The sequence below is a fragment of the Plantibacter sp. Leaf1 genome (assembly GCF_001421315.1).
Lineage (GTDB): Bacteria > Actinomycetota > Actinomycetes > Actinomycetales > Microbacteriaceae > Plantibacter.
Genome location: NZ_LMJX01000002.1, coordinates 1,884,515 through 1,910,943 on the forward strand (window position 1 = coordinate 1,884,515; position 26,429 = coordinate 1,910,943).

Below are 26,429 nucleotides of genomic sequence, written 5' to 3' on the forward strand. Positions count from 1 at the left end.
CCTCAGCGCAGCCGGGCGGTGCGCAGGGTCGCCGTCGCACTGTGCGCGGCCATGCCCTCCGAGTCGGAGATGACCTGCACCGCATCGGCCAGCTCGGGCGTCGCCGACTCCGCGATCCGCTGGTAGGTGAGCGGCTTCAGGAACCGCGACACCGACAGCCCGGCACTGTGCTTGGCACCGCCGGCCGTCGGGAGGACGTGGTTGGTCCCCGCCATGCCCTTGTCCGAGTACGCGACGGTGCTCCACGCGCCGAGGAAGATCGAGCCGTAGTTGAGCAACCGCTCGTGGTACCAGGCGTCGTCGGCCGTGATGACCTCGAGGTGCTCGGGGGCGAGGTCGTCCATGAGCGCTGCTGCGGTCTCCCGGTCCGCAGCCACCGTCACGGAACCGTAGTCGCGCCAAGCCGGCCCGCAGATCGACTCGGTCGAGAGCGTCGGCAGCTGCCGTTCGACCTCGGCGACGACCGCCCGGCCCAGCTCCTCCGATGTCGTCACGAGCGCGGCCGGCGAATTCGGCCCGTGCTCGGCCTGCCCGAGGAGGTCGGCGGCCACGAGGATCGGGTCGGCGGTCTCGTCCGCGAGGACGGCGACCTCGGACGGACCGGCGAGGAGATCGATCGCGACCGTGCCGAACAGCTGCCGCTTCGCCTCGGCCACGAAGGCATTGCCCGCGCCGACGAGCATGTCGATCGGCAGCTCGCCGAGCAGCCCGTAGGCCATCGCGGCGAGCGCCTGCACCCCGCCGAGGACGAAGACGCGGTCGACACCGGAGACGTGCGCGGCGTAGACGACGGCGTCGTTCGCGCCGCCGTCCGGCTGCGGTGGCGTGCAGGCGATGACCGTCGGCACCCCGGCCTGCTTGGCGACGCCGACCGTCATGAACGCGCTGGCGGTGAGGGGGAAGCGGCCGGCCGGGAGGTAGGCGCCGACGCGGGAGACGGGCACGTACTTCACGCCCGTGACGAGTCCGGGGACGAGCTCGGTCTCGAAGTCCTGCAGGTGCGCCCGCTGCTCCTGGGCGAAGGCGCGGGTGCGCTCGCCGCCGAGGTCGATGGCGGCTCGGAGGTCGGCGGGGAGGCGGTCGCCGCTGGTCGCGATCTGCTCGCGCGTCAGCTCGACGTCGCCGCCCTCGTACCGGTCGAGACGCTTGGCAGCGTCGAGCACGGCGTCCATGCCGCGACGCTCGATGTCGAGCAGCATGGCCGAGACGGTCTCGATGACGGCCGGGTCGCGCTGCGCCGGTGGAGCGTCGACGAGCGGTGTCTTGAGGTGGTGGAAGGAGCCGGCGAGGGACTGGAGCACGGGAGGACTGAAACGCATGCTGCGAGCGTACGAACGCGGTGCGCGGGCGACAACGGGGGACGTGCCTGCGCGAGCCATCGGGTCATCCGATACGCCGACGCGGGCTGGTGATCAGCGGCCAGCGGTCTGCGATCAGCGCCTCGGTGTCGTCGCGATCACCTGGTCGGGCTCCGCCGCCGCGAGCAGGGTGTGCTCTGCGAGTTCGGCGATCCGTGCGGTGGCCGGCGACAGGTAGGCGCCCTCGCGCTGCACGAGCGCGATCGTGTCGTAGAGCGGTTCGGCGAAGGGCGTGAGGGTCAACTCCTCCGGGAACCCGCCGGTGCGGGCGACCGTGCCGGACACGATGGTGTCCGCAGCGCCGGTCGCCGCGAGGCTCAGGGCGGTCTCCACGTGCTCGACCTCGACGGCGGGCTCGATCGACCGGCCTTGGAGACGAGCGCGCTCCAGCAGTTGGAGGCGCGTGGGGTCCCGCCACCCGGCGTAGGCGTCGTAGAGCACGAGCTTGGCGTCCGCGAACTCGTCGATCCCGACCGGTCCCGCGACAGGATCCCTGGTGGTGGAGGCGTAGAAGACCTCGTCGCGGAAGAGCGGCCGGATGGCGAGGCCCGTCACAGGCACCGGGAGGACCACGAGCCCGGCCTCGATCTCGCCGCTCGAGACGGAGTCCGCGACGAGCGCGGAGTTCAGTCCCACGAGTCGCACGCGCACGTTGGGGTACCGCTGGTGGAAGCGCTGAACGAGGTCGGAGAGCTCGTAGTAGGCGGCGTTGCGGAGGACACCGAAGGTGCATACGCCGCCGTCGAGCGAGGTGATCGCGGACAGCGCGTCGAGTCCGCCGTCGATGGCGGCGACCGCTCGCCTGGCGTGCTCGCGGAGCTCCTCGGCGGCGGCCGTCGGGACGAGCCGACGCGCACCGCGGGCGAACAGCTGGAGGCCGATCTCGCGCTCGAGGCGGCTCACGAGTTCGGACACGGAGGCCTGGCTGCTGTCGAGTTCGGCGGCCGCGGCGGTGAACGACCCGCTCTCGTAGGCGGCGAGGAAGGCGCGGAGTTGCGCGAGGGTCATGCGGTCAGCCTAGCGATGGCGGTCGGAGGAGCCCTGGGCGGTGACCGCCCCGTACAGCTCCGGCCGCCGGTCCGCGAGCACGTCGTTGCGCGGACCGATCCGGGTCGCGTCCCGGTCGATCCGGACGGTCGCGTCCACTCGTCCCTGCGCGTCCTTGGCGCCGACGGGCCAGCCGTCGGCCGGGATGATCGTGGTGCCCTCGGTCCACGGCTTGCCGGCCTCGGTACCGGAGCGGTCGCAGCAGACGATCGGGATCGCGGATGCGCGCGCCGCCGCCATCGCCTGCACGACTTCGGGCGCGCGTTCGCCGTCTGGCCGATCGACCAGGGGCCAGTTCGTCGGGACGACGAGGAGGTCCGCTCCCCGGAGGGCCAGACCGCGCGGCACCTCGGGGAACTCGAGGTCGTAGCAGACGAGGACGCCGAGCCGGCCGATCGGCGTCTCGACCACCGGCTGCGCCTCGCGGCCGGCCACGAAGACGATCTGCTCCTCGTCCCACAGGTGCACCTTCCGGTAGACCCCGAGGGTGCCCGAGGCGCCGAGGACCAGGGCACTGTTGTGGATCGTCTCGCCGTCCCGTTCGCAGAAGCCGACGACCACCACGGTGTCCTCGGGGAGCAGCGACGCCCAGTCGCCGAACACGGGCGCGTCGACCGGGAGTGCGACCGCCCGGGCCGCTTCGGGGCCGTCGAGGTAGTACCCGCTCGTCGCGAGTTCGGGCAGCACGAGGAGCTGCACCCCGTCCGCGACGGCGTCCCGGATGGCCGCCTCGATGGTGCGGAGGTTGCCGGCGAGGTCGCCGAGTACGGGGGCGAGCTCCTGGGCGCGGACCCGGACACTCCGCGCGTCGGGGTCGGTGTGGTCGATGGCGCCCGTCGGGTCGGTGCTGGTCATCCAGCGATCATACGAAGCCGCCGCCGACGGGACCATCGTGTTCCCCGATGGCTGGGATCGGGGCATGGCCGATTGTGCCCGTCCGTGGGCGGCGGATACCGTCGTCGGCACGAGCGAGTCACCGACCCGAGGCAGACCCCGCTGCCCGTCGCACTCCTCGACCGCCCGAGCCCCGGAGGCCAGCCATGGCGACACCCGCCGCATCCTCGTCCACGCCCGGCCCAGCCGCCGGAGCAGGTGACGCCCAGCCGTCCCTCGTCGAGTCCCGCTCCATCGACTGGGTCCCGCTCGACGAGCGCCATGGTCGCCCGCGTTCCTTGTTCTCGCTCTGGTTCATGTCGAACGCGCAGGTCACGACCTTGGCGACCGGCATGCTCGGTGCGGCGCTCGGAGCGAACCTCGCGACATCCCTCCTCGCGATCGTGCTCGGCGTGGCCGTCGGGACGGTGTTCACGGCCTTCCACTCGGCGCAGGGCCCACAACTCGGCCTCCCGCAGATGATCCAGTCGCGCGCCCAGTTCGGCTACCGCGGCGTCGTCCTCATCTGCGCGATCGTCGTCTTCAGCCTCGTCGGCTTCAACATGTTCAACCAGATGCTCGGCGCGGACGTCCTCACCATGACGACCGGTGTCGACGCCGGCGCGGGCTGGTACGTGCTCATCAGTGGCGTCGCGGTCCTCCTCGCGATCTTCGGCTACTCCTGGATCCACCGCACGCAGTCCTGGCTCACCGCGCTCTTCCTCGTCACCTTCGGACTGTTCACCGTCGTCGTCCCCTTCGTCGTGCCACTCCCGGCCGACGCACTGTCCTTCGCGGAATTCAACTGGGTCGCGTTCCTCGTGCAGTTCGGCGGTGCAGCGGCCTACGCACTCGGCTGGGCCCCGTACGTCTCCGACTACTCGCGCTACCTCCCGCCGCAGACCAACCCCGGCCGCGCCCTCGCGTACACCTACGGCGGCGTCTTCGTCGGTGCCGTCTGGCTGATGGGCCTCGGCGCGTTCGTCGCCAGCGCGTTCCAGGGCGCCGATCCGCTCGAAGGGGTGCGCGATGCGGCCGACGCGATCCTGCCCGGCTCCGGGACCTGGTTGCTCGTCGCCGCACTGCCCGGGCTGATCAGCGTCATCACCGTCAACATCTACGCCGCCTCGATCGAGACGATCACGATCATCGACTCCATCCGGCCGGTGCGGCCGACGCGCGCCCTGCGGGTCGTCACCTGTCTCGCCATCGCCGCGCTCGCGGTGATCGGCTCCCTGCTCAGCACCGGCGAGTTCCTCGCGAACTTCAGCAGCTTCCTCGTCGTCCTGCTCTACGTCCTCGTGCCGTGGACCTCGATCAACCTCGTCGACTACTACCTCGTGCGCAAGGGCCACTACGTGGTCCGCGACATCTTCACCCCGAACGGTGTCTACGGCGCCTGGGGCTGGCGGGGTCTCGTCGCCTACGCGATCGGGATCGTCGCGATGATCCCGTTCGTCGTGACGGTGTGGTTCACCGGTCCGATCGCGCAGGCGCTCGGCGGGGCCGACCTCGCCCTGTTCATCGGCCTCGCCGCGTCCGCGGTCTCGTATGTGCTCCTCTCCCGGTCGCTCGACCTCCGCGGCGAGCGTGCGGCCGCCGAGCGCGACGTCACCGAGACGGGCCACCAGGCCGTCGCGTTCAGCACCCGGCGCCGCTGACCCGCAGGCGGGTACGCGCCCGCTCCGCGGCACCCGATTACACTCGACGACGTGATCGGATCGGACGGAACGGGCGAGCCCGGCACACCTGAGAGCACCGACGCACCTGACGGCACCGACACCCGCATCGCGGACCCGGCCCCGAAGCACACGCCACTGTGGACCGTCCTGTCCGCCTGGCTGCTGCGCGTCGAACGCTGGCTGCAGTCCCGCGGCGGCTCCCGACTGCGGGGCGTGCTGTGGCAGCTCTGGGGGCTCGTCGCGATCGGCGGGATCCTGCTCCTCGTCGGCCCGGTCATCAACCCGCCGCTGACCCTCGACGACCTCACCGATGAGGCGTCCGACGTCACGGACAGCTGGATCGCCCGCTCCTTCTCCGCCGACTACCACGTCACCACCGACGAGGACGGTCGGCTCGTCACCGTCGTCGAGGAACGCATCGACGCCTTCTTCCCGAAGGATCTCGAGGACTCCACCATCGAACGGGTGCTCGCCACCGAGTACGAGGGGCACGCCCTCGACCCGTCCGGCATCACGGTGACGCTCGACGGCGTGGAGCAGGACGTGACCCGGGAGCGGGCGGCGGTCTTCCTGCGACTGGTCGTGAAACCCGGCGAGCGGCTCACGGGCGACCATGACCTCGTCATCCGGTACCGGCTCTCCGATCTCGCCTACGTCACCCAGGACACCGCCAGCGGGCAGCCCGTCGACCTGCTCCGGTGGGACGTCTTCGGACCCGACCTGCAGCAGGCCGTCGCGAAACTCGACGTGCGGGTGACCATCCCGCAGGAGCTCGACGACCGGCTCGTCCGGCAGCCGCGCGGCTCCTTCGCCTGGACCCTCGTGGGTGCCGGGCAGTGGCTCACCCCCGAGCCCGACGCGGCACCGGGCGAGGTCGCCTACAGCTTCACGGTCGACGACACGGCCCCGCCCCACTCGCAGGCGCGGTTCACGATGCCGTTCGAGGCGGGATCGATCACGATGCCCCCGCAGTCCTGGATCTTCTGGCTGCAGACCTTCGGTCCGGTCCTCCCGATGCTCGTCCTCGCCGCGACGCTCCTCCTGTCGTTCGCCGCCCGGGCCGTCGCCTGGGGCGACGCCCGCGGACGCCCGTGGTACGTCGCCCAGTCGGAACCGCCTGCCGGCATCTCGCCGCGCACCGCCGCACACCTCCTCCGGTCGCCCGCGACGATGGAACTCGCCGAACGCTTGAAAGACGCGGCGATCAGTGGAACCAAGCAGCAGGCCAAGCGACAGGCGCGCCTCATCGCCGCGGCGGGTGCCGCCAAGCGGGCCGGTCGTCTGGGCGACCGCCCCCGCGCCCTGCGCCGGTACCTCACCGGGCCGGAACGCGCCGGCCAGGTGCGCGAGGGCCTGCGGCGGGTGCCGAAGGGCTTCGTCCGCGACTGGTTCATCGCCGCACCGATCGCGCTGACCCTCCTCCAGTGGGGCATCGTCCGGCAGCTGTCGCATCAGACCGTGCTCGCGGTGGTGTGGTGGCCGCTCGCGTTCGTCGCGCTCTCGACCGTCTTCGCCGTCATCGTCCTCGCGATCGCGCTGACGGCCAGGCCGTTGACCCGCAAGGGTGCGCTCGTGAAGCAGCACCTGCTCGGCATCCGGGTGTTCGCGGAGCGGACGCAGCTGCTCGACCGCGCCAGCCTCCGCGACCGGCTCCTGCCCTACGCCGTGCTCGGCGCGCCGCCCCGCGCGACCGGCCGACGGGTGGCCGCGCTCATCGCCCCGGAGATCACGATGCCGGCCGCCGCGGCCGCTCGTGCCTCGCGTGCCGAGGGATCGCGGACCGGCTTCCTCACCGCGCCGCGCATCGCCGTCCGCGTGCTCGCCCTGCTCCTCGTGGCCGGTGCGATCGTCGCGGTGAACATCCTCCCCGCCCCCTCGACGGAGTCCGAGACACCCCGTTCGTACACCGGCGACATCGCCGGATCGACCCTCACGCGGCTCGCCTCGGCCGAGTTCGACGCGGTCCTGGAGCAGACCGATCGCGACGGCGCCTGGCTGCGCACGACCGAACGGCTCGGCGTCGACTTCTCCGATGAGGGCGCCGTGCCCGGACAGGTGGTCCGTGAATGGCCGGCCGTCGTCGACGGCCAGGACCTGGGGCTCTCTGTGGACTCCGTGACGATCGACGGCGAGGATGCACCCTTCACGACGGAACGGGAGGACGGTCGACTGCTGCTCCGCACGACGTTCGGCGAGGTGCTCACCGGTCTGCACGACGTCGTCATCCGGACGACCGCCACGAGGCCCGCGGTCGCTGCGTCCATCGACGGCCGCGACGTCGACCGGATCCACTGGGTCGCCCTCCTCGACGGCTGGTCGAGCAGTACCGGGTTCGACGAGGACGACCCGCCGGAACCGTTCCGGTTCAGCTTCACCGCCGACGACGCGTTCCTCGACGATGCCGTCAGCGCCGGCTGGACGCCGCCCGAGGCCGCGGCCTGGCGACCCGCGGCGGCCGAAGACGGATCCGGGCAGGAGACGGCGACGCTCGACCTCGTGCCTGACGACGGCCGGTGGCCGCTCGACGCCCGCTACGACGACCTCGGCGTGGCCCTCGACCTCCCCGCCGGCACGGTCGCCGGGACCGACGCCGGCGCTGCGGCCTGGGCCCGGACGGCGGCGCTGGCACCCGGGCTCCTCACCCTCCTCTTCGCCGGTGTCTCGATCCTCGGCTGCGTGATCGGCGCGATCGGTACCGTCCGAGGGCGTGGTCGGGTGCGGGAGCCGGGGCTGCTCCGTGACGCGGTGCGGTGGCTGACCCCGGCGGCGCTCGTCGCCGCGATGGTGCTCGGCATCCGTGAGCTGGACGCCATCGACGGTGACGACCCCTTCGGCGGCCTCCTGCTCGGCGCCCTCGTCGCCGACGTCGTGGCGATCCTCGCCTGGTACTTCCTCGCCCTGAGGGGAGGGAAGCGCGCCTGACCGACGAGCGTCGCAGGCCGCGGGATAGCATCGTCGGATGTCGACCACCGCACCTCCCGAGATCCTGCGCCTCACGGCCTTCGCCGCCGAACCGGGTGGTGGGAATCCTGCCGGAATCGTCCTCGACGCCTCTACGCTGTCGGACGCCGAGATGCAGGAGATCGCCACCGAGGTCGCGTACCCCGAGACGGCGTTCGTCGTCGACCCGGCAATCGACGACGACGACCGCCACGTGCGGCTGCGCTACTTCTCCCCCGGTGCAGAAGTGCCGTTCTGCGGCCACGCCACCATCGCGACGGCCGTCGTGCTCGCTGAGCGCCGTGGTGTCGGTCGGTTCACGCTGGAGACGAACGTCGGACCCCTCGTCGTCGAGACGACGAACGACCCCGAGACCCACTCGATCACCGCGTCCTTCACGAGCGTGGAGCCGACCGTGCGTGACCTCGACCCGGAGGTCGCCGACCGGCTGCTGTCGATCCTCGGGCTCGAGCGGTCGGACCTCGACGAGCGGTGGCCGCTCCGCGAGTCGTTCGCTGGGAATCGGCATCCGGTCGTCACGGTCCGCGAGCAGGACGTCTTCGACGACTTCACCTTCGACCCGGCCACGCTGCGCCGGCTGATGGACGAGCAGGGGTGGGCCGGAACCGCGACGGTCGTGCACAGCCACGGCTTCGACGACGCGGGGCACCTGCACGTGGAGGCCCGAAACCTCTTCCCCGTCGGCGACATCACCGAGGACCCGGCGACCGGGTCCGCAGCGGCCTCCCTCGGCGGCTACCTGCGTGCGCTCGGTCTCCTCACCCCTTCGGCTCGGATCCTCGTCCGGCAGGGCCACCATGTCGGCGCACCCAGTCTCCTGACCGTCGACGTCCCCGCCACCGGCGGCATCACCGTGTCCGGGACGGCGAGCCCGATCGAGTGAAGGTGACCACCGGATAGCCGCGCTCCGCGTCCAGCGTCACCTCGGCCGCGACGCCGTAGACGTCGGCGATGAGGTCCGCCGTGAGCACCTCGCTCGGTGCGCCGGCGGCGACCACCCGACCGGCCCGCAGCACGACCACGGTGTCGCAATACATCGCGGCCAGGTTGAGGTCGTGGATGGCGATCACGGTGGTCAGCGGGAGCGCGCAGACGAGGTCGAGGAGCTCCAGCTGGTGTCGGATGTCGAGGTGGTTCGTCGGTTCGTCGAGGAGCAGCTCGCGTGGTTCCTGGGCGAGGGCCCGGGCGATCTGCGCGCGTTGACGCTCGCCGCCGGAGAGGGTGTGCCAGAGGCGCCCGGCCTGATCGAGCAGGCCGACATGCGCGAGCGCACGCTCCACGGCGGCGTCGTCGGCCGCGGTGTCGCCGCCGAGTCCCGAGCGGTGCGGGATCCGTCCGAGCCGGGCGATGTCGCGCACCGTGATGTCGACGTCGGTCTCGGCGTGCTGGGTCACCGAGGCCACCGAACGCGCGATGCGCCGCCGCCCGACCGAGGCGAGGTCGACGCCGTCGAGCGTCACGAATCCGGCCGTCGGTTTCACGAGGCCGTGGAGCACCCGCAGGAGGGACGACTTGCCCGAGCCGTTCGGCCCGAGGAGGCCGACGGTCTGTCCCGGCTCGGGGTGCAGGGTGACGCCGTCGACGACGAGCGCACCGCCGCGGTTCCAGGTCACGTTCTCCGCGTGCAGCGTCATCCGCGCTTCCTCCTCCGCGCCAGCAGCGCGATGAACACGGGCACCCCGACGAGTGCCGTCCCCACGCCCACCGGCAGCGGTGTCGGCGAGAACGCGACCCGCGAGCCGGCGTCCACCCACACCATGAAGATGGCGCCGATGATCGCCGTCGCCGGGATGAGCCGACCGTGCCGCGGCCCGACGAGCAGGCGGGCGGCGTGCGGGAGCACGAGGCCGACGAAGCCGATCGCCCCGGCGACGCTCACGAGGGTCGCCGTGATGAGTGCCGTCGCGACGAGGAGGACCGCCCGCGTCCGCCCCACGTGGATTCCGAGGGACGCCGCGACGTCCTCGCCGAACGCGAAGGCGTCGAGCGCGTGGGCGTACCGCAGGCACAGCAGGGAGCCGGCGACGACGACGATCGCGCACAGGATCACGTCGTCCCAGCGCACGCCCTCGAGCGAGCCGAGCAGCCAGAACATCACGCCGCGGGTCTCGTCGGAGTCGGCGAACGCGAAGATGACGAGGGACGTCAGTGCCGAGAACAGCTGGGTGCTGGCCACTCCGGCGAGCACGACCCGATCGGTGCCGCCGCCCGACAGCCGGGCCAGCAGGAGCACGAGTCCGAAGGCGACGAGCGCGCCGATGAACGCGCCGCCGGACAGGCCGATCGATGCCCCGCCGAGTCCGAGGATCCCGATCGCGACCGCACCGGTCGACGCACCGGAGGAGATGCCGAGGATGAACGGGTCGGCGAGAGGGTTCCGGAGCAGCGACTGCATGATGACGCCGCAGAGCCCGAGTCCGGCTCCGCATGCGGCGGCGACGAACGCCCTGGGCAGGCGTTCCTCCCAGACGATCGCGTCCTTCGACAGCTTCACCGGGATGTCGGTGATCCCCAGGTGGTTGGTGACGATGTCGCGCACGTTGACGAGCAGGATGTCGGCCGGGCCGAGGGTGATGGCCGTTCCCACCGAGATGAGGAGCAGCAGCACGCCGGCGAGGACGAGGAGTCCGGCGATCACCGCCCGGCGGGCTCGGGGCGCGGGACGCCGGGCGGTGTCGACGCGCGTCGCTGTATCCGGTTTCGTCACCGTGTGGGGGTTCAGAGCTCGTCCTCGTGCTCGACCCACCACGCCTTGATCTTCTCGAGGCCGTCGACGAAGCGGATGGACGGGTTCAGCTCGGCACCGTGGAGGGCGATGTACCGCTGGTTGCGGACCGCGTCCATCGTCTTCGTGAGCGGGTCGGACTCGAGGAACGCGATCTTGTCGTCGAGGCGGTCGCCGGGGAACCGGTCGCGTTGTAGGTCGCCGAGGACGAGCACCTTGGGGTCGCGGTCGACGAGGTCCTCCCAGGTGGTCGCCGGCCAGTCGTCGGTGGCTTCGGTGAAGACGTTCTCGAGGCCCGTGGTCGAGGCGAGGAGCGCGGCTGAGCCGAGTCCGCCACCGACGTAGGGCGTCTTCGTGTCGGCGAACCAGAACGCGACGGTCGTGCCATCGAAGTCGACACCCTCGGTCGCCTTCGCGGCCCTGGCCTGCAGATCGGCGACGAGTGTTGCTGCGCGGTCGGAGACGTCGAAGACCTCGCCCAGCTCGGTGATCTCCTGGTACAGCGCGTCGATGGTGAGCGGCGTCGTGCGCGTGCCGCCGCCGTTGATGCTCGTCCCGTTGTCGCAGTCGGTGGGTGAGAGGTAGCTGGCGACACCGGTCTCGGCGAAGCGGTCGCGTGGGGCGACGCCGCCCTCGTTGAAGTGGCGGCCGAAGGAGGCGGTGACGAAGTCCGGGTCGGCGCCGAGGACGACCTCGTAGGTGGGGGCGTTGTCGGCCAGGCGCGGGACCTCGGCGTTGGCGGCGGCGAGCGAGTCGAGGACGGGGTCCGTCCAGGAGGCGGTGCCGACGATGCGGTCCTCGAGGCCGAGGGAGAGCAGGATCTCGGTCGAGTTCTGGTCGAGGGAGACGACCCGCTGTGGTGCGGCGTCGATCGTGACCTCGGTGCCGCAGTTGTCGAGCGTGAGCGGGTACTCGGTCGCGCCCTGCCCTGCGGCGGCGGTGGACGCCGGTTCGACGGCTTCGGAGGCGCCGCAGGCGGAGAGTCCGAGGGCGAGGACGGCTGCGAGGGCGAGACTGCTGGCGGCGCGCTGGTGCACGTCGACTCCTTCATTCAGGGCGGGGACCTAGGAAGGATAGCCTTACCTGACTGGTGGGGGCGAATCGAGCGCTACGCAGGGGAAGGGGCAGTTCCTCGGGTTTGCTCGAGCGTCGCTGCCCAGTTTGCGAGGAATGCCATCGCTTGTTCCGACGCGGAATCCGGTTCGGTGCCGTAGGCGACGAGGGTGAGTCCGTCATCGGCGGTGAGGTCCATGGCTTCGAAGGTGAGCTCGATCTCGCCGACGACGGGGTGGTGGACGCGTTTCTTGCCGGTGCGGTGGGCGTGGACATCGTGCGCGGCCCAGCGGACCCGGAAATCCTCACTCCGGGTGGAGAGTTCGCCGATCAGATCGGTGAGTCGCTTGTCGTAGGGTCGTCGGCCGGCTTCGCCGCGGAGTGCAGCCACGAGGTCGGACGCGAGACGGTCCCAATCGGGGTAGAAGTCTTTCGAGCGCGGGTCGAGGAAGGTGAACCGTGCGGAGTTCGGTGTCCCGGCTGGGTCGATGAACATCGGCGCATACAGCGCCCGACCGAGCGTGTTGGTGGCGAGCATGTCGGATCGCCCGTTCCTGATGACGGCAGGGGCTCCGATGCTGTCGAGGAGTCGTTGGATCGTCGGACGGACCCGGTTCGCAGGTGTTCTTCGGCGTGCGACCGGGGAGGCGTTCGCGACGTGAGCAAGATCGAGCAGGTGGGCGTGCTCGGCTTCGTCGAGTTGGAGGGCGCGCGACAGCGCTTCAAGGACGCTCTCGGAGACGCCGGCGAGATTGCCGCGTTCGAGGCGGACGTAGTAGTCGACGCTGACGCCGGAGAGCATCGCGACCTCCTCACGGCGCAGCCCGGTGACGCGACGCTGGCCGCCCATGTCTGGCAGCCCAGCGTCGCGCGGGGTGAGTTTCGCGCGCCTGGTCGTCAGGAACTCCTGCACCTGCGCTTTCGTATCCACCCTGCAACGGTACGTCGCCTCGGTCGGTCCTGGGAGGTACCGCCAGGAACTCCCACCCCGCTGAGGCGGGCTCGTAGCGTCGAGGTATGGACACGTTCACCCTCAACAACGGCATCGACATCCCCGCCCTCGGCCTCGGCGTCTTCCAGACCCCGCCGGATGAGACCAACGCCGCAGTCGTCTCAGCCTTGCAAGCTGGCTACCGGCACATCGACACCGCAGCGGCCTATGCGAACGAACGCGGCGTCGGTGATGCGATTGCGGCGTCTGGCCTCGACCGTTCCGAGGTCTTCATCGAGACGAAGATCTGGATCAGCGACTACGGCTACGACCAGACCCTGCACTCCTTCACCAAGAGCGCTGGCAAGCTCGGCGTCGACCAGATCGACCTCCTCATCCTGCACCAGGCGCTGCCGACCGCATTCGAGCAGACCATCGGCGCCTACCGCGCCCTCGAACAGCTGCTCGCGGACGGCAAGGTCCGCGCGATCGGCGTCAGCAACTTCATGGTCGAGCACCTGACCCGCCTTCTCGACGAGACGGGTGTCGTGCCGTCGGTGAACCAGATCGAGGTCCACCCGTACTTCCAGCAGCGCGAGGTCCAAGCGTACGGCGCCGAGCATGGCATCCTCACCCAGGCATGGTCACCGATCGGCGGCATCACCTCCTACCGCGACTCGGAGCGCCGCAGCTTCGACGAGCCCGTCATCCTCGAGATCGGTGAGCAGTACGGGAAGTCGGCCGCTCAGGTGATGTTGCGCTGGCACATTCAGGAAGGCCGCCAGGTCATCCCGAAGTCCACCAAGCCTGAGCGCATCGCCGAGAACATCGACGTGTTCGACTTCAAGCTCACCGACGACGAGCTTGCGCAGATCGACGCCCTCGAGACCGGTGTCCGCGGCGGGCCCGAGCCGGAGGCCGTCACCCTCGCAGCGTTCGGCCGCGACATCCCCGACGCCTGACCACAGGCCCCCTCACCGCGGGTCGACGAGCCCCGCGCGGATGCCCCAGAGCACGGCCTGGAGGCGGTCGCGCGCGCCGGTCTTCTGCAGCAGCCCGGCGAGGTGGTACTTCACCGTGGTGGGTTCGACGAAGAGCCGGTCCGCGATCTCCGCGTTGGACAGGCCCTCGGCCAGCAGGTGGAGGACGTCGAACTCGCGGTCGGTGAGCGGTGACTCGGCCGGAGCCGTGGTGGCCGGCACGGTCGTGCTGCGGCGCTCCGAGAACTCGCGGAGGATGCGTCGGGTCAAGCGCTGATCGAGCGTGCCCTCCCCCGCTGCGACGGACCGGATCGCCGCGAGCAAGGTCGCCTCGTCCGCACCCTTCAGCAGGAAGCCCGCCGCCCCGGCTTCGAGCGCGGCGAACACGTCCGCATCGACGTCGAAGGTCGTGAGGATGAGGACGTCGGCGTCGAGCTCCGGGTCGGTAGTGATCGTACGGGTCGCCGCGATCCCGTCCGTGCCCGGCATGCGGATGTCCATGCAGATCAGGTCCGGACGCAGCTCCTTCGCCAACCGCACCGCGTCGGCGCCGTCGATGGCCTCGCCCACCACCTCGATGTCCGGCTCGGCACCGAGGATCACCGAAAGGCCAGCACGGACGACGGCCTGGTCGTCGGCGATGAGGAGGCGGATCATGCATCACTCCGGTGCTGGTCGGGACCTTGCTGGTCGGGTCGCTGTTCGTCGGGGATGGTCAGGCGGTTGCGCCACCCGCCGTCGTCCGTCGGCGCCGAGGTCAATCGCGCCCCGATGAGCTCGGCCCGCTCGCGCATGCCCCACAGGCCGTACCCGTCACGGGACGGCGACGCAGGCCGCTGCGACGACGGGGCGTTCGTCACGGTGAGCTCGATCGCATCCGCCTCGAACCGCACCACGACGTGACAGGTGGCTCCGGGCGCATGCCGGGCGGCGTTCGCCAGCGACTCCTGAACGGTCCGGTACGCGGCCGTCTCCGCGAGCGGCCCCAGCACACGAGGCTCGCCGGTCACGGTGTACGCGACGTGCTGCCCCCGTGACCGCGCCGCCTCGACGAGTTCCGGGATCGCCGCGATCGTCGGGATGGTCGCCGGCCCGAGGGTCGATCCGTCGCCGCCGCCCTCGGAGTCCGCGTCGTCACTGCGCAGCAGGCCGACCGTCCGCCGCAGGTCGACGAGGGTGGTGCGGGCGTCGGACTGCACCGTCTGGAGCATCGCTCGAGCACGTTCCGGGTCGCGCTCCATCAGCGCGGTGGCCGCTTGGGCACTCACGATGATCCCCGACAGGTGGTGCCCGGCGATGTCGTGCAGTTCTCGGGCGAGGGCGGTGCGTTCCGAGCGGAGATCGTTCAGGGCGCTGATCCGGCGCTCGTTCTCCGCCATGCGCGCCTGGTCCTCGATCGCCGACAGCAACCGCTCGCGACCCCTGGTGTACTCGGCGACGCCGGCCGGGAGCACGTACTGCAACACGATGCGCGCGACGGCTGCGAAGACGAGGAGGAGCGGCTGCTCGGACGACCCGAAGGCCATGGCGATGCCGCCGACGACCGTCGTGGCCACCGCGCCTGTCACCAGCGCGGTCGTCACCGTCCGACGCTCCTCGTGACGGGCGAGCGCATAGGTGGCGAGGATCACGCCGAACGAGCCGATCCCGAGTTCGCCACCACTGGACCCGAGGATCACGAGGTCGAGCAGGACCGCCGCACCGAAGACCGCGACGGGGTGCTGACGCCGGAAGAGCAGGGCGACGGCCTGGAGCACGACCAGCGCCGCGTGCGCCCACGGCGACACCTGTCCGGGCACGGCGTGCAGCTCGTCGACCCACGGGACGACCCCGAGGTACCCCACCGCACCGGCGAGGACCAGGACCGGCGGGAGCACCGAGCGCAGACGGGCCACGACAGGTGCGGGCCGTGCGGACGAGGTCATGGGTCGAGTCAACCACGCCGAGCGCCGACCCCGGAGGGGGTCGACGCTCGGCTGCCGGTGGGAAACGGTCATCGCTCGCAGAGGCTCGCGTCGAGGGCGTCGACGACGATCCGGTACTGCTCCATCAGTCGCTCGGTGTCGTCGGGCGAGACGACCGCCCACGGCAGCGAGGTGACGGCGATGGTGACGGCCGTGCCGTCGGGGCCGACCGCGTTGCGCGTCTGGGTTCCGGGGATGTCGCCGCCGTGACCCCAGGCCACGCCGCCGCAGCTCAGCGGGTAGCTCTGGAGGCCGAGCCCGTAGCCCGCTCCCGGCCACAGCTCGTCGCCCGCCGGAACCGTGGTCTGCATCTCGGCGAGGGTCTCCTCGTTCAGGAGTTCCCCGTCGAGCAGCGCCTTCATGAAGACGTTGAGCTCGTGCGGCGTCGAGACGAGCGCACCCGCGGACCAGGCGAACGAGGTGTCGAGGGCGGTGAAGTCCACGAGCTCGCCGGCGGTCTTCGCGTGATACCCCTTGGGGTGCTCCCCGCGCAGCTCACGCTCGCCCGGCGCCGGGAAGTAGGTGTGCTCGAGGTCGAGCGGCTTGACGATGCGTTCGTCGATCTGCTGGCCGAGCGCCCGATCGGTGACGTGCTCGATCATGAGCCCCAGCACGAGGTAGTTGGTGTTGCTGTACGCCCACCGCTCCCCCGGCGCGAACACGGCCGGCTTCGCGAGGGCGATGTCGAGCATGTCGCGGGGCGAGGTGTAGCGCTCCTGCGCAGCGAACGCGTCGGCCGCGATCTGGTCGGCGTACTCGGGGAGCCCCGCCGTGTGCTGGAGCAGCTGCCGGACGGTGATGCGGGTGCCGTCGATCCCGTCGCCGGTGATGAGCCCCGGGAGGTAGGTGTCGATCGGGGCGTCGAGCGAGACCTTCCCCTCCTCGACCAGCTGGAGGACGACGGTCGAGACGAACATCTTCGTGTTGCTCGCGATCCGCACCTCGCCGTCGACCTGGGCGGGCTCGTCGGTCGCGAGGTCGCCGATGCCTGCCGCGACGTCGATCGCGTCGCCGTCCGGTCCGATCACCGAGGCGAGCGCCGCGGGGTAGCCGGCGTCGACGAGCGACTGCATCCGGTCCTGCAGCGGGCCCGACTCGGAGCCCGCACCGGCGGTTTGCTCCGTGGCACTGGTGCAGGCGCTGAGGGAGACGGTCCCGGCGAGGAGCGCGGCTGCGGCCGAAACCGCGATGAGGGTGCGGTGACGGGTCTGGTGCTGTGTCTTGGCCTCGGTCTGGTTCTGGTTCTGGTCGTTCATGTGGGTGGGTCCTTTCAGATGTCGCGGCGCGAGAGCGCAGCGGATGCGGCCGCGGTCAGGGCGGCGGTGAGGGTGACGAGGGCGATGATGACGACGGACGGTCCGAGCCCGGCCGCGCCGCCGTGGATGACGCCCTGCGCCAGGGCGACGGGCAGGAACTGCGTCCAGACCGGCAGCACCCCGCCGGTGATGAGCTGGATCATGGAGACGACGACCGGTTCGAGGATGAGGATCGCGATCATCGTCAGGACGCCGGCGAGCTGCGTGCGGACGATGAGTCCGATCGCGAGGCCGATGACGGCCAGGGCGGTGACCGCGAGGATGCCGAGCCCGAACCGGGCTGCGAGGTCCGCGAACCCCAGGACGAACGGCGTCCCCGAGGTGGCGAGGGTGATCAGCAACGTCACGAGGCTGATGAGGGCGAGCACGACACCGAGGGCGGCGGCGATCAGGGCGACCGCACCCGCCTTCGCGGCGACGATGCGGAACCGCTTCGGCGAGGCGAGGACGGCACCGACGATGCCGCCGTAGCGGTCGTCGCTCGTGCCGGCGAGGACGCCGAACAGGGTGATCGCGAGGAGCGCGACGCCGATGGAGCCGTTGCCCATCGACGCACCGAGGGGGTTGAGCGCGTCGAGTTGGACGGCGCGGGACGCGAGGTCCAGGACGGGGAAGTCGCTGCCGAGGGCGTCGAGCCCCGGCCCGATGTCGCCGTCGGCGAGGGCGGGCATGAGGGTGACGAAGGCGAGCTGGGTGACGATCAGTCCGACGACGGCCACCAGGGCGGTGACCTTCGTGGCGGTCGTGGTGACGAGCCCGAGGAGTTCGGCGCGGAACATCAGCGCACCTCCCCGTGCTCGACGAGCTGGGCGGTTCCGGTGACCCGGAGGTAGTACGCCTCGAGGTCACCTCCCGCTGCGGCGAGGATCTCGCCCATCGACGACCGGGCCAGGACGCGCCCGTCGGCGATGACGACCACGTCGTCCGCGATGTCCTGCACGTCGGAGAGGAGGTGCGACGAGAGCAGCACCGTTCCACCCGCGTCGGCGAACGCGCGCAACCGGAGTCGCAACCACTGCATACCTGCCGGATCCAGGCCGTTCGAGGGCTCGTCGAGGATGAGCACGGCCGGCTCGCCGAGGAGTGCTGCGGCGATCGCGATGCGCTGGCGCATGCCGAGCGAGTACCCGCCGGCGGGGCGGTCGGCGTCGCGGCTCATCCCCACCTCGGTGAGGACCGCGTCGATCCGGGCGGCGTCGGCTCCGATGCGCGCTGCGGCGATGCGGAGGTGCTGCCGCCCGGTGCGGGCCGGGTGGAGCCCACCGGCGTCGAGCACGGCTCCGACGGCGCGTGCCGGCTGGTCCAGCTCGCGGTACGGTCGGCCGAGGATGCGGGCCTCTCCGGCATCGGCGCGGGCGAGGCCGAGCAACAGGCGGATGGTGGTGGTCTTCCCGGCACCGTTCGGGCCGAGGAGTCCGACGACCCGGCCAGGGTCGACGGTGAAGGAGACGTCGTCGACGCGGGGGCTGCCGTGGAAGGTCTTCCGGAGCCCGTGCGCCTCGATCGAATGGGGGTGTGTCGTGGTCATGTCTTCAGCCTCCGCGTTGGCGGCTTCCGGCACCCCCGCCCGACGTCCAGTCCACGCCTGGCCGAATGGACAGTCGTCGACGACCTCTAGGCTGCTGGCATGGATGCTCCCACTCGTCGCTTCGCCCTGCGTGGGGCAGTCCTCGCAGTCGCGCTGAGCTGTCTGCTGTCCGGATGCACGCCGTCGCCGTCGCCGGACCGCACGACCGCGCCATCCGCATCGGCGTCGGATGCAGCCACCCGCTCGGGCACCGGGGAGATCCGGCACGACCTCGCCCCACTCATCGAGCGGTTCCCGCAGCTCGAAGGGGCGACGGACGCGACCTGGATGTCCGGGACCCTCGGCGACGACCGGGTACCCGGGCCCAGCACGTACTGGATCGATGCCTTCGTGACCCTCGACGAGGCGAGCTACGCCGCGGTGCGCGCGGAGGCGGGGTCGACGGAACTCGACGAGGACGCCCAGCTCCCCGAGCTCGACCCCGGCCTCGACGACGCGCTGCCGAGTGGGCCGTTCGTGCGCTCGCAGGCCATCGACGACGCGTTCTCGGTGGACGGGCGCTCGACGGTCGTGGTCCTCGACGACGCGACCCGGACCGTGATCCTGACGAGCCGGTTCCAGTAGCGGCGAGGCCGGAGCAGGTCGGACCGGGCCCGCACGAGAGCACGTTCTCCGGCGGACCGCCACCGCTTCCCAGCACGGATGGAGCGGGGTTGACTGGACGCATGTCCGATACTGCTGACACCACTGAGACCACCGACACCAACGTCCCCGACAACACCGACGACCGCATCGCGGTGCTCTTCGACATCGACGGCACGCTCGTCGATTCGAACTACCTGCACGTCGACGCATGGGATCGTGCGTTCGCCGATGCCGGCAGACCCGTCGACGCGTGGCGGATCCACCGGTCGATCGGGAAGGACGGCGGTGAGCTCCTCGAGTCCCTGCTGGACGGTTCCGAGGAGGTCGAGCAGTACGGCGAGCGGGCGAAGGAGCTGCACAGCGAGTATTACCTGCAGAACACGTCCCGGTTGCGGGTGATCCGTGGGGCGCGCGAGCTGCTCAGCGAGCTGGCTGAGCGCGGGATCGCGGTCGTCCTGGCGACCTCGGCGCCGGAGAACGAGCTGGAGATCCTGCGGGAGCTGCTCGACATCGACGAGGCGGTCTTCGCCGCGACGTCCTCTGGTGACGTCGAGACGGCGAAGCCGGAGCCCGACATCGTCGAGGTCGCTCTCGACCGCGCAGGGGTGCCGGCGTCGCGGGCCGTCATGGTCGGCGACGCCGTCTGGGACATCGAGGCGGCCGCGCGGGCCGGTGTGGAGTGCATCGGGGTGCGGAGCGGCGGGTTCGGCGAGCAGGAGTTGCGTGACGCAGGTGCGGTCGCGGTCTACGGTGACGTCGCCGAGTTGCTCGCGAACCTCGAGGACAGCCCGATCGGCAAGCTCAGGGCGTAGCGGGCGCCGTCGCGACCGTCTCGTTCAGCGGCTGGCGCGGCTGCGGAACCAGCGGGCGAGTTCGCGAAGGGCGCGCATGGTGGCGGTCGGGTCGTCACGGTCGAGGTCGTCGAAGGTGTCGCGGTAGCCGTCGAGGTCGGCGGCGGATCCGCTGTCGGCGCGTTCGAAGCCCATCGTCCAGTCGGCGAACTGGCGTTCGCGGATGGGTTCTTCAAACATCACCCGGATGCCGGTGTGGCGGGGGTCGGCGCTGAGGGTGTCCATGAGCCCGCGGACGGCGGCCTCCGGTCCTTCGAGGACCTGCAGGAACCGGCCGTCGCGGTGGACGAGCATGCCGGTGAGCCCGCTGCGGGCGTTGTTCTCGCGGCTGGTGGCGAGCAGGGCGGTGAGGTCCTCGTCGCTGAACGGCTGTGTCGCCGTGCTCGCGTACACGAGTGACAGCATCTGGTCTTGGTCGGTGCCCACCGTTGGAGCCTACCCGGCGGGGTGCGGAGGCGGTCCCGGAAGCAGCTCCCCACCCACGGAGCGTGCGCATCCCGACCACCCTTCGACAGGCTCAGGGACCGGGGGTGGTCAGAAGGGTGCCGGATCGGGTGCGGTCCGGTGGCGTTTGCCGTCGGGTGTCGTCCAGTCCAGGACGCCACCGGGCCCGTGGTCGAGGTTCCATCCCGGCAAGTGCTTCATCCGGTGATGATGTCGGCACAAGCAGGCGAGATTCCCGACATCCGTCGTGCCGCCGTCTTCCCACGCGACCGAATGGTCGAGGTCACACGCTCTGGCGCGCCTCCCGCAGCCAGGTGCGCGACAGGTGCCGTCTCGGAGACGGACCGCGCGTTGCAGGTCGGTCGGGACCCGGTACTGGTCGCGGCTTACAGAGAGGACGGCACCGGTCTCGGGCTGGACGAGGATCCGCGTCAGGCTGGGCGCGTTCACCGCGATGCGGGCCGCGGTCTCGGGATCGATCGGACCGTACCCGTCGAGCGTGGCCGGTGCGTCGGAGGCACCGACCATGCTCAGCGCCGGCACCGTGATCTGCACAGTCGGCGTGATGTGCTCCTGGACTTCGATCGGGTGCGGGAGCACCGGGCTCGACATGACGTCGTCAGGGGTCACTCCAGTGAGGGCGAGTGCCGCGAGGGCGTCTGCCTGCAGCTGCGCGCACGTGCGGGTGTCGCCGGCCCTGCGCGACTCCGCGGCTGCTGCTTCGGCGCGCTCGATGATGCCCTGCGCGATCGGTGCGGTGGTGAACAGGTGCACCCACGCCATGCCATCGGTCGCGGGCTCGAACTCGACGCGACGGTCTGTCTCCGAGCGGACCGCACGTGCGGTGATGGACTCCGGGTGGAGGCGCTCCCGCAGAACGCGGGCACGCTTCCGCAGGTTCGCGTTGGTCGTTTCCTCCGCGACCGGCAACACTGCCGCCAGGAATGCCGCCCGCCCGGCGGTTGGCACGTCGCTGAGTTGATCGATGATGGTCTGCGCGTGCTTGGCGGAGATGCGACCGGCCTCGAGCGATTCGAGCACGGACGGGGCTTCGTTCACGAGGCGTTCCGCGTCGTTCGTCGCGCGCTGGACGGTCTGCTCAGGCGTGCGGGTCGCCATCGCGAGCGCTGCACAGGTCGAGCGGCGGGAGAGGGCCTGGCGCTCCGCGGGCGGATACACGGCGGGGACGACCGAGTCGGCGAGGGCGTCGGCGTAGGCCGCCGAGCGGGCGAGGAGGCGCGCTTTGCGTGCGTCCAGAACGGCCTGTTGCCGACAGATCTCCGCATACTCGTCCGAGAACTCCGCGAGCTGCGCGGCGTACGCATCGCCAGCTCGAACTGCGGAAGTGGTGCTCTCGGTCATGGAACAAGTCCACCATGGACCACTGACATTCCAGATGCTGAGCTGTCTCGGTTATGGACGTCCACTCGTGGACCCTTTGACAGGCTCAGGGACCGGGGAGGGTTCCTCTCGCCGGCCACCTCGCCGCAGGAGACGCGCCGTCCGCGGTACTCGCGGCGGTCCAACGCCGCCGCGAGCGACCGGTCAGGATCATGCAGCGCATCCAGCGGGCCGGGCATCGGGTCATCTCCCGCACCACCACCGGCGAGCGCATCGCACCGCGGTGGGCGATCCGAATCCTGCGACTCGCGACCCCCCTCGTCCGACCGCTTGCGGCGAGGTTCATCGGGATCGGGCTCCGGCCCGAGCACGTCACCGAGCCAGCGCGCGAAGGATAGGGCAGCGGTCGAAGGTCCTCAAGGTTGGACGATCGTCGACCGGCGGTCGTAGCGTGGACGTCGCAGACGAGACCTGAACGTCTGTGCCGGCGCTGCTCCTCAACCTGGCGCCGGCGCGGCTGTGGGGCGTGGCTTCCGCCACGCCCCACAGCCGTCACCCGGCACGCCGGTCATCCGCACATCACTCGTAGCGGAGCGACTCCACGGGGTCCGCCTTGGCGGCACGGGCGGCGGGCAGGGTTCCGGCGAGGAACGCGATCACCATGACGACCAGGACGATGATCGCGAGCGACGCCGGATCGAACGCGATGAGGTCGAGGCCCGGCAGGTCGGCGAGGAGCGATCCGGAGAGCGCGGCGCTGATGCCGGTGCCGGCGAGCACCGCGATGCCGACGCCGATCGCGCTGCCGAGGAAGCCGATGAACGCGGCTTCGAGGCTGAACAACCCGAAGACCTTGCCACTGCCCATCCCCATGGCCTTCATCAGCCCGATCTCGCGGGTGCGTTCCTGCACGGACATGAGCAGGGTGTTCACGATCCCGAAGCTCGCGGCGAGGAGGGCGATGATCGCGAAGGCGTTGAGGACGAGCACGATGCCGTCGATCACCGTCTTGATGGTGCCGAGCTGGTCCGCGACCGTCGTGCCGGTGTAGCCCGCGTCGGCCAGTCGGTCCTTCAACGCCGTGACCTGCTCGTCGGTGGCCTCCGCGCTGAACCGGATGGACGCCTGCGCGTACCGCTCGACCTGGTCGGATGGGACACCGATGTTCTGCGTCTCGTAGAGGAGGTCGGTGAGCGCGGCGTTCGGCACGATCGAGGCACCGGTGGGCGAAGCGAGGCTCTCCTCGGCGACCCCGACGACGGTCGCGTCCACGGTGTGCTGCGTGCGCTGCGCATCGGTGATCGCGACGGTGACCGTCTTCCCGACCGCGTCGGCGTCGCTTCCGAAGCCGAGCGGTTCCACATACGACGTGGGGAGCACGAGCTGGAGCGTGTCGGTGTCGTCGTCGGGCTGTGCACCGTCCAGCAGGGTGACGCTCTGCCCGGAGATGAGTCCGCCGACACCGACGACGTACTTCGTGCCGCCGCCCGCTTCGATGTAGTCGGTCGAGATCGACTTCACCGCCTGCACGTCGAGGACGCCGTCGATCCCGCCGAGCTCGTCCAGGTCGGCCGGCGTGAGGGCGACGACGGTCGATCCTGGCGCTCCGGCACCCGTGGCGGCGACCGCGTCCGGGTCGTACTCCTTCGGCCCGCTCGTCGCCGCGCCGAGGCCTCCACCGGTGTCGGCCGTCTTCGTGACGGTCATCGTGTCGGACGCGCCGACGCTCGACACCGTGCCGTCGATGTAGGCGTTGATGCCGGTACCGAGCCCGTTCGTCAGCGTGAGCGTGAACGCTCCGACGAAGATCGCCAGGATCGTCAGGATGGTGCGGGTCTTCGATCGGAAGGTGTTCGCGACGGCGGTCCCGATGAGGTCGACGGTTCTCATGCGGCCACCGCCTCGTCCTCGACGAGCAGTCCATCTCGGATGAGGATGCGCCGATCGCACCGCGCCGCCAGCTCCTCGTCGTGCGTCACGACGATGAGTGTGATGCCGCTCTCCCGGTTGAGGGAGAAGAGGATGTCTTCGACGACGGCGCCGGTCGCCGTGTCGAGGTTGCCGGTCGGTTCGTCGGCGAAGATGATCCGCGGGTTGTTCACGAGCGCACGGGCGATCACCGTCCGCTGCTTCTGCCCGCCGGAGAGGTTCACCGCGCGGTTCCGCGCCTTGTCTTCGAGCTGGAGCTGCGCGAGTGCGGCGAGCGCCCGGCGACGTCGGTCACCACGGCGGACGCCGGCGATCTTCATGGGGAGCAGGACGTTCTCGAGCACCGTCGCGTTGGCGGTGAGGAAGAACTGTTGGAACACGAACCCGAAGGTCTTGTTCCTGGTCGTGTTGAGGCGGCGTCCGCGGAGGGTGCTCGTGTCGACCCCTTCGAGTTCGACGGTGCCGGAGCTCGGTGCGTCGAGGAGCGCGAGCACGTGCATGAGCGTGGACTTGCCGGAGCCGCTCTTCCCGACGATCGCGACGCTCTCGCCCGCGTGGATGTCGAAGCTCACCCCCTTCAGCGCGTCGAACCGGTTCTGGCCGCGACCGTAGGAACGCCGGACGTCCCGGACCGAGATGATCGGCGGCGCTGTGGTGTTCTGCATGGTGTCTCCTCGTCTGGGGCCGGGTGCTCCGGCACCAGTCCAGACTCGCCGCGACGCCCGTCTGACGCGTCCCCCACCGGCGGACACCCGTGTACCGCGTCCGTGGTACCGCGGAATGCCACGTGCGGAGGAGTCGCCTGGCGCGGGTTCCCGGCAGACTGGGGCCATGACCACCGCGACGCAGGATCGCCGGGTGCGCGATCCGCGTCCTCGACCTCCGGTGTGGGTGGGCGACGTGGTCGCCGCGGTCCTCATCATCGCCTCGGCCTTCATCCCGTTCCCGAACGCGGAGTTCCGGCCGGGCAGCCCACTCGTCGTCGCCCTGGTCGTCGCGCCGGCGCTCCTGCTCCCCCTCCGGCGACACTGGCCCATCCCGGTGCTCGCGGCCGTCATCGCCTGTTACGGGGCGGCGGCGATCACGGGGACCCTCGCTCCCGGGGTCGTGATCGCGGCCGCCATCGCGATGTTCGGGGTGGCCGTGCGCTCCGCGCGGCGGACGACCCTGATCACGGCCGTCGCGACGATGGTCGCCGTCGCCCTCCTCAGTCTGCTCGCGTCGATCGGCAGCTTCGATCCGCGGACGGTCCAGTTCGCGGTGATGATCGCGTTCGCCGCTGCGGCCGGGGACGGGACGCGCTCGCGCCGCGCGTACATCGTGGCGATCACCGAGCGCGCGGAGCGGGCCGAGCAGACCCGCGAGGCAGAGGCGCGGCGTCGGGTGACCGAGGAGCGACTCCGGATCGCCCGCGACCTCCACGACACCGTCGCCCACCAGATCTCGGTGATCAGCCTGAACGCCGGGGTGGCGTCGAGCTCCCTGGAGTCGCGGCCGGAGAAGGCGAAGGAGGCGCTCGTCTCGATCCGACGGGCGTCGCGGACGGTGCTCGGCGAGATCGGCGATCTGCTCGAGGTCCTGCGGAGCGACGGCGGGGACGCTGGCGCAGGCTTCCGTGGAACGCTGCCGCAGCCGGGACTCGACCGACTCGACGCGTTGATCGCCGAGTTCACCACCGCAGGCCTCGACATCACGACACGGATCGCCCCCGACGCACCGAAGCTGTCGACCGCCACAGACACAGTCGCGTACCGCGTCGTCCAGGAGGGGCTGACGAACGCCCTGAAGCACGGTCCCGAGCGTCGTGCGCACGTGCTCGTCGAGAGCGGCGACGGCAGGATCGTCGTCAGCGTGAGCAACCCGACCGCTCCCGGCGTCCCGAGCGGGCAGCTCGACGGAACGCCGACCACCGGGCACGGGCTCCTCGGCATCCGCGAGCGTGTCGCCGCCGTCCGCGGGACCGTCGACGTCGGCCCGACCCCTGGCGGCTGGCGACTGTCCGCGACGCTCCCGACCACCGATCCGACGCACCCCGATCCGACGCACCCCGAGGAGTCCTCCGCATGACCACCGTGCTCGTCGTCGACGACCAGTCGCTCATCCGACAGGCCGTCTCCGACATCCTCGCGTCGGAGTCCGACCTCGACGTCGTCGGCGAAGCCGTGGACGGCGCTCAGGCGGTGGCGCTCGCCCGGGAGTTGCGACCGGACGTCGTGCTCATGGACATCCGCATGCCCGTGCTGGACGGCATCGGCGCGACCGCCGCGATCTGCGCGGACCCCGGGCTCGCGGACACGCGCGTCCTCATCCTCACCACCTTCGAGGAGGACGAGAACCTCATCGCGACGCTGCGGGCCGGCGCGAGCGGGTTCATCGGCAAGGGCTCGGAGCCCGAGGAGATCGTCCGAGCCGTGCGGGCGGTGCACGCCGGGGACGCACTGCTGTCCCCCGCGGCGACCCGGAGTCTCATCACCAGGTACGTCGTCGCCGCGGACGGCCCGTCGAGTCCGCGCACGGTCCCAGCCGAGCTGACGCTCCTCACCGAGCGGGAACTCGAGGTGCTGCTCCTCGTCGCCCGCGGACGCTCCAACCAACAGATCGCCGACGAGCTCGTCATCTCACCGCACACCTCGAAGACCCACGTGAACCGCATCATGACGAAGGTCGCCGCCCACGATCGCGCTCAGCTCGTCATCCTGGCGTATGAGAGCGGTCTGCTCCGGCCGGGCGCCGACGACTGAGCACCCTGCTCCGGCCAGGCACCGACGGCTGAACCGGTACTGTCGTCCTGTCCACGACGC

At 70.9% G+C, this 26,429-nt stretch carries 25 protein-coding genes; 9 read left to right on the top strand and 16 right to left on the bottom strand.

Annotation, left to right across the window (positions count from 1 at the left end; translation table 11 throughout):
* Positions 1 to 2: 2 nt before the first annotated feature.
* The 3 genes from hisD to ASE44_RS11140 form a co-directional block, all read right to left on the bottom strand.
* Positions 3 to 1,319 carry a histidinol dehydrogenase gene (gene hisD, locus ASE44_RS11130; RefSeq protein WP_056009494.1) on the bottom strand — a complete coding sequence of 439 codons (1,317 nt, stop codon included), beginning with the start codon at positions 1,317 to 1,319 and terminating at the stop codon, positions 3 to 5.
* 114 nt (positions 1,320 to 1,433) lie between these two features.
* The gene (locus ASE44_RS11135; RefSeq protein WP_056009496.1) at positions 1,434 to 2,366 is read right to left on the bottom strand and encodes a LysR family transcriptional regulator; all 933 of its coding nucleotides are present in this window, start codon (positions 2,364 to 2,366) and stop codon (positions 1,434 to 1,436) included.
* Positions 2,367 to 2,375: 9 nt separating this feature from the next.
* Positions 2,376 to 3,260, bottom strand: a complete 885-nt coding sequence (locus ASE44_RS11140; RefSeq protein ID WP_056779752.1) for a nitrilase-related carbon-nitrogen hydrolase — start codon at positions 3,258 to 3,260, stop codon at positions 2,376 to 2,378.
* Between the two features lie 185 nt (positions 3,261 to 3,445).
* Between ASE44_RS11140 and ASE44_RS11145 the strand changes: the two genes are divergently transcribed.
* The 3 genes from ASE44_RS11145 to ASE44_RS11155 are packed head-to-tail and all read left to right on the top strand — an operon-like array spanning position 3,446 to position 8,804.
* Entirely contained in the window at positions 3,446 to 4,939 is a 1,494-nt protein-coding gene (locus tag ASE44_RS11145; protein WP_082455969.1) for a cytosine permease, read from the top strand.
* A 51-nt stretch (positions 4,940 to 4,990) separates the two neighbouring features.
* Positions 4,991 to 7,882 (top strand): hypothetical protein, encoded by a 2,892-nt coding sequence (locus ASE44_RS11150; RefSeq protein WP_056779754.1) that lies wholly within the window; start codon positions 4,991 to 4,993, stop codon positions 7,880 to 7,882.
* A gap of 37 nt (positions 7,883 to 7,919) precedes the next feature.
* Positions 7,920 to 8,804 (top strand): PhzF family phenazine biosynthesis protein, encoded by an 885-nt coding sequence (locus ASE44_RS11155; RefSeq protein WP_056779757.1) that lies wholly within the window; start codon positions 7,920 to 7,922, stop codon positions 8,802 to 8,804.
* Here the strand turns inward: ASE44_RS11155 and ASE44_RS11160 are convergent.
* The 4 genes from ASE44_RS11160 to ASE44_RS11175 all read right to left on the bottom strand — a co-directional run bounded on the left by ASE44_RS11160 (position 8,770) and on the right by ASE44_RS11175 (position 12,630).
* Positions 8,770 to 9,555 carry an ABC transporter ATP-binding protein gene (locus ASE44_RS11160; RefSeq protein ID WP_056779760.1) on the bottom strand — a complete coding sequence of 262 codons (786 nt, stop codon included), beginning with the start codon at positions 9,553 to 9,555 and terminating at the stop codon, positions 8,770 to 8,772. The two genes, ASE44_RS11155 and ASE44_RS11160, sit on opposite strands and share 35 nt — an antisense overlap.
* The gene (locus ASE44_RS11165; protein ID WP_056779762.1) at positions 9,552 to 10,628 is read right to left on the bottom strand and encodes an iron ABC transporter permease; all 1,077 of its coding nucleotides are present in this window, start codon (positions 10,626 to 10,628) and stop codon (positions 9,552 to 9,554) included. Before ASE44_RS11165 ends, ASE44_RS11160 begins: the two co-directional genes overlap by 4 nt.
* Positions 10,629 to 10,639: 11 nt before the next feature.
* Entirely contained in the window at positions 10,640 to 11,683 is a 1,044-nt protein-coding gene (locus tag ASE44_RS11170; RefSeq protein ID WP_056779765.1) for an ABC transporter substrate-binding protein, read from the bottom strand.
* A gap of 71 nt (positions 11,684 to 11,754) precedes the next feature.
* Positions 11,755 to 12,630 carry a helix-turn-helix transcriptional regulator gene (locus ASE44_RS11175; protein ID WP_056779767.1) on the bottom strand — a complete coding sequence of 292 codons (876 nt, stop codon included), beginning with the start codon at positions 12,628 to 12,630 and terminating at the stop codon, positions 11,755 to 11,757.
* 86 nt (positions 12,631 to 12,716) lie between these two features.
* Between ASE44_RS11175 and ASE44_RS11180 the strand changes: the two genes are divergently transcribed.
* Positions 12,717 to 13,592 (top strand): aldo/keto reductase, encoded by an 876-nt coding sequence (locus ASE44_RS11180; RefSeq protein WP_056779770.1) that lies wholly within the window; start codon positions 12,717 to 12,719, stop codon positions 13,590 to 13,592.
* 12 nt (positions 13,593 to 13,604) lie between these two features.
* Here the strand turns inward: ASE44_RS11180 and ASE44_RS11185 are convergent, their stop codons facing one another.
* The 5 genes from ASE44_RS11185 to ASE44_RS11205 all read right to left on the bottom strand — a co-directional run bounded on the left by ASE44_RS11185 (position 13,605) and on the right by ASE44_RS11205 (position 18,418).
* Positions 13,605 to 14,267 carry a response regulator transcription factor gene (locus ASE44_RS11185; protein WP_056779773.1) on the bottom strand — a complete coding sequence of 221 codons (663 nt, stop codon included), beginning with the start codon at positions 14,265 to 14,267 and terminating at the stop codon, positions 13,605 to 13,607.
* Positions 14,264 to 15,535 carry a sensor histidine kinase gene (locus tag ASE44_RS11190; RefSeq protein WP_056779777.1) on the bottom strand — a complete coding sequence of 424 codons (1,272 nt, stop codon included), beginning with the start codon at positions 15,533 to 15,535 and terminating at the stop codon, positions 14,264 to 14,266. The genes ASE44_RS11185 and ASE44_RS11190 overlap by 4 nt, the downstream gene beginning before the upstream one ends.
* A 68-nt stretch (positions 15,536 to 15,603) precedes the next feature.
* Entirely contained in the window at positions 15,604 to 16,830 is a 1,227-nt protein-coding gene (locus tag ASE44_RS11195) for a serine hydrolase (RefSeq protein ID WP_056779779.1), read from the bottom strand.
* A gap of 14 nt (positions 16,831 to 16,844) precedes the next feature.
* Entirely contained in the window at positions 16,845 to 17,669 is an 825-nt protein-coding gene (locus ASE44_RS11200; RefSeq protein WP_056779782.1) for a hypothetical protein, read from the bottom strand.
* On the bottom strand, positions 17,669 to 18,418 hold the full coding sequence (locus tag ASE44_RS11205; protein WP_056781115.1) for an ABC transporter ATP-binding protein: 750 nt from the start codon (positions 18,416 to 18,418) through the stop codon (positions 17,669 to 17,671). The genes ASE44_RS11200 and ASE44_RS11205 overlap by 1 nt, the downstream gene beginning before the upstream one ends.
* A gap of 99 nt (positions 18,419 to 18,517) precedes the next feature.
* Between ASE44_RS11205 and ASE44_RS11210 the strand changes: the two genes are divergently transcribed.
* Both ASE44_RS11210 and ASE44_RS11215 read left to right on the top strand, forming a co-directional pair.
* Positions 18,518 to 19,042, top strand: coding sequence for a hypothetical protein (locus ASE44_RS11210; RefSeq protein ID WP_056779784.1), 525 nt, complete (start codon positions 18,518 to 18,520; stop codon positions 19,040 to 19,042).
* 101 nt (positions 19,043 to 19,143) lie between these two features.
* Positions 19,144 to 19,875, top strand: a complete 732-nt coding sequence (locus ASE44_RS11215) for an HAD family hydrolase (protein ID WP_082455971.1) — start codon at positions 19,144 to 19,146, stop codon at positions 19,873 to 19,875.
* 24 nt (positions 19,876 to 19,899) lie between these two features.
* Here the strand turns inward: ASE44_RS11215 and ASE44_RS11220 are convergent, their stop codons facing one another.
* A complete protein-coding gene (locus tag ASE44_RS11220) occupies positions 19,900 to 20,340 on the bottom strand; it encodes a BLUF domain-containing protein (protein WP_235522587.1) in 441 nt (146 codons plus the stop codon).
* Positions 20,341 to 20,448: 108 nt separating this feature from the next.
* Complete coding sequence (locus tag ASE44_RS11225; protein ID WP_056779786.1) at positions 20,449 to 21,720, bottom strand: HNH endonuclease signature motif containing protein; 1,272 nt, start codon at positions 21,718 to 21,720, stop codon at positions 20,449 to 20,451.
* Between the two features lie 191 nt (positions 21,721 to 21,911).
* Between ASE44_RS11225 and ASE44_RS11230 the strand changes: the two genes are divergently transcribed.
* The gene (locus tag ASE44_RS11230; protein ID WP_056779788.1) at positions 21,912 to 22,097 is read left to right on the top strand and encodes a hypothetical protein; all 186 of its coding nucleotides are present in this window, start codon (positions 21,912 to 21,914) and stop codon (positions 22,095 to 22,097) included.
* A 181-nt stretch (positions 22,098 to 22,278) separates the two neighbouring features.
* Here the strand turns inward: ASE44_RS11230 and ASE44_RS11235 are convergent, their stop codons facing one another.
* Positions 22,279 to 23,589 carry an ABC transporter permease gene (locus ASE44_RS11235; protein ID WP_056779791.1) on the bottom strand — a complete coding sequence of 437 codons (1,311 nt, stop codon included), beginning with the start codon at positions 23,587 to 23,589 and terminating at the stop codon, positions 22,279 to 22,281.
* Complete coding sequence (locus tag ASE44_RS11240) at positions 23,586 to 24,293, bottom strand: ABC transporter ATP-binding protein (protein ID WP_056779793.1); 708 nt, start codon at positions 24,291 to 24,293, stop codon at positions 23,586 to 23,588. The genes ASE44_RS11235 and ASE44_RS11240 overlap by 4 nt, the downstream gene beginning before the upstream one ends.
* Positions 24,294 to 24,459: 166 nt before the next feature.
* On the opposite strand from ASE44_RS11240, the gene ASE44_RS11245 reads away from it, so the two are divergent.
* Positions 24,460 to 25,695 (top strand): sensor histidine kinase, encoded by a 1,236-nt coding sequence (locus ASE44_RS11245; RefSeq protein ID WP_056779796.1) that lies wholly within the window; start codon positions 24,460 to 24,462, stop codon positions 25,693 to 25,695.
* Positions 25,692 to 26,369, top strand: coding sequence for a response regulator transcription factor (locus ASE44_RS11250; RefSeq protein ID WP_056779798.1), 678 nt, complete (start codon positions 25,692 to 25,694; stop codon positions 26,367 to 26,369). The genes ASE44_RS11245 and ASE44_RS11250 overlap by 4 nt, the downstream gene beginning before the upstream one ends.
* The last annotated feature ends 60 nt before the right edge of the window (positions 26,370 to 26,429 follow it).

Bases quoted from the DNA above. Each gene is read 5' to 3' on its own strand.
- ASE44_RS11135 (WP_056009496.1), bottom strand. From the start codon at position 2,366: ATGACCCTCGCGCAACTCCGCGCCTTCCTCGCCGCCTACGAGAGCGGG.
- ASE44_RS11205 (WP_056781115.1), bottom strand. From the start codon at position 18,418: ATGACCACGACACACCCCCATTCGATCGAGGCGCACGGGCTCCGGAAG.
- ASE44_RS11250 (WP_056779798.1), top strand. From the start codon at position 25,692: ATGACCACCGTGCTCGTCGTCGACGACCAGTCGCTCATCCGACAGGCC.
- ASE44_RS11140 (WP_056779752.1), bottom strand. From the start codon at position 3,260: ATGACCAGCACCGACCCGACGGGCGCCATCGACCACACCGACCCCGAC.
- ASE44_RS11195 (WP_056779779.1), bottom strand. From the start codon at position 16,830: ATGAACGACCAGAACCAGAACCAGACCGAGGCCAAGACACAGCACCAG.
- ASE44_RS11180 (WP_056779770.1), top strand. From the start codon at position 12,717: ATGGACACGTTCACCCTCAACAACGGCATCGACATCCCCGCCCTCGGC.
- ASE44_RS11230 (WP_056779788.1), top strand. From the start codon at position 21,912: ATGCAGCGCATCCAGCGGGCCGGGCATCGGGTCATCTCCCGCACCACC.
- ASE44_RS11160 (WP_056779760.1), bottom strand. From the start codon at position 9,555: ATGACGCTGCACGCGGAGAACGTGACCTGGAACCGCGGCGGTGCGCTC.
- ASE44_RS11225 (WP_056779786.1), bottom strand. From the start codon at position 21,720: ATGACCGAGAGCACCACTTCCGCAGTTCGAGCTGGCGATGCGTACGCC.
- ASE44_RS11215 (WP_082455971.1), top strand. From the start codon at position 19,144: ATGTCCGATACTGCTGACACCACTGAGACCACCGACACCAACGTCCCC.
- hisD (WP_056009494.1), bottom strand. From the start codon at position 1,319: ATGCGTTTCAGTCCTCCCGTGCTCCAGTCCCTCGCCGGCTCCTTCCAC.
- ASE44_RS11240 (WP_056779793.1), bottom strand. From the start codon at position 24,293: ATGCAGAACACCACAGCGCCGCCGATCATCTCGGTCCGGGACGTCCGG.
- ASE44_RS11155 (WP_056779757.1), top strand. From the start codon at position 7,920: ATGTCGACCACCGCACCTCCCGAGATCCTGCGCCTCACGGCCTTCGCC.
- ASE44_RS11190 (WP_056779777.1), bottom strand. From the start codon at position 15,535: ATGACCTCGTCCGCACGGCCCGCACCTGTCGTGGCCCGTCTGCGCTCG.
- ASE44_RS11185 (WP_056779773.1), bottom strand. From the start codon at position 14,267: ATGATCCGCCTCCTCATCGCCGACGACCAGGCCGTCGTCCGTGCTGGC.
- ASE44_RS11245 (WP_056779796.1), top strand. From the start codon at position 24,460: ATGACCACCGCGACGCAGGATCGCCGGGTGCGCGATCCGCGTCCTCGA.
- ASE44_RS11145 (WP_082455969.1), top strand. From the start codon at position 3,446: ATGGCGACACCCGCCGCATCCTCGTCCACGCCCGGCCCAGCCGCCGGA.
- ASE44_RS11235 (WP_056779791.1), bottom strand. From the start codon at position 23,589: ATGAGAACCGTCGACCTCATCGGGACCGCCGTCGCGAACACCTTCCGA.
- ASE44_RS11210 (WP_056779784.1), top strand. From the start codon at position 18,518: ATGGATGCTCCCACTCGTCGCTTCGCCCTGCGTGGGGCAGTCCTCGCA.
- ASE44_RS11200 (WP_056779782.1), bottom strand. From the start codon at position 17,669: ATGTTCCGCGCCGAACTCCTCGGGCTCGTCACCACGACCGCCACGAAG.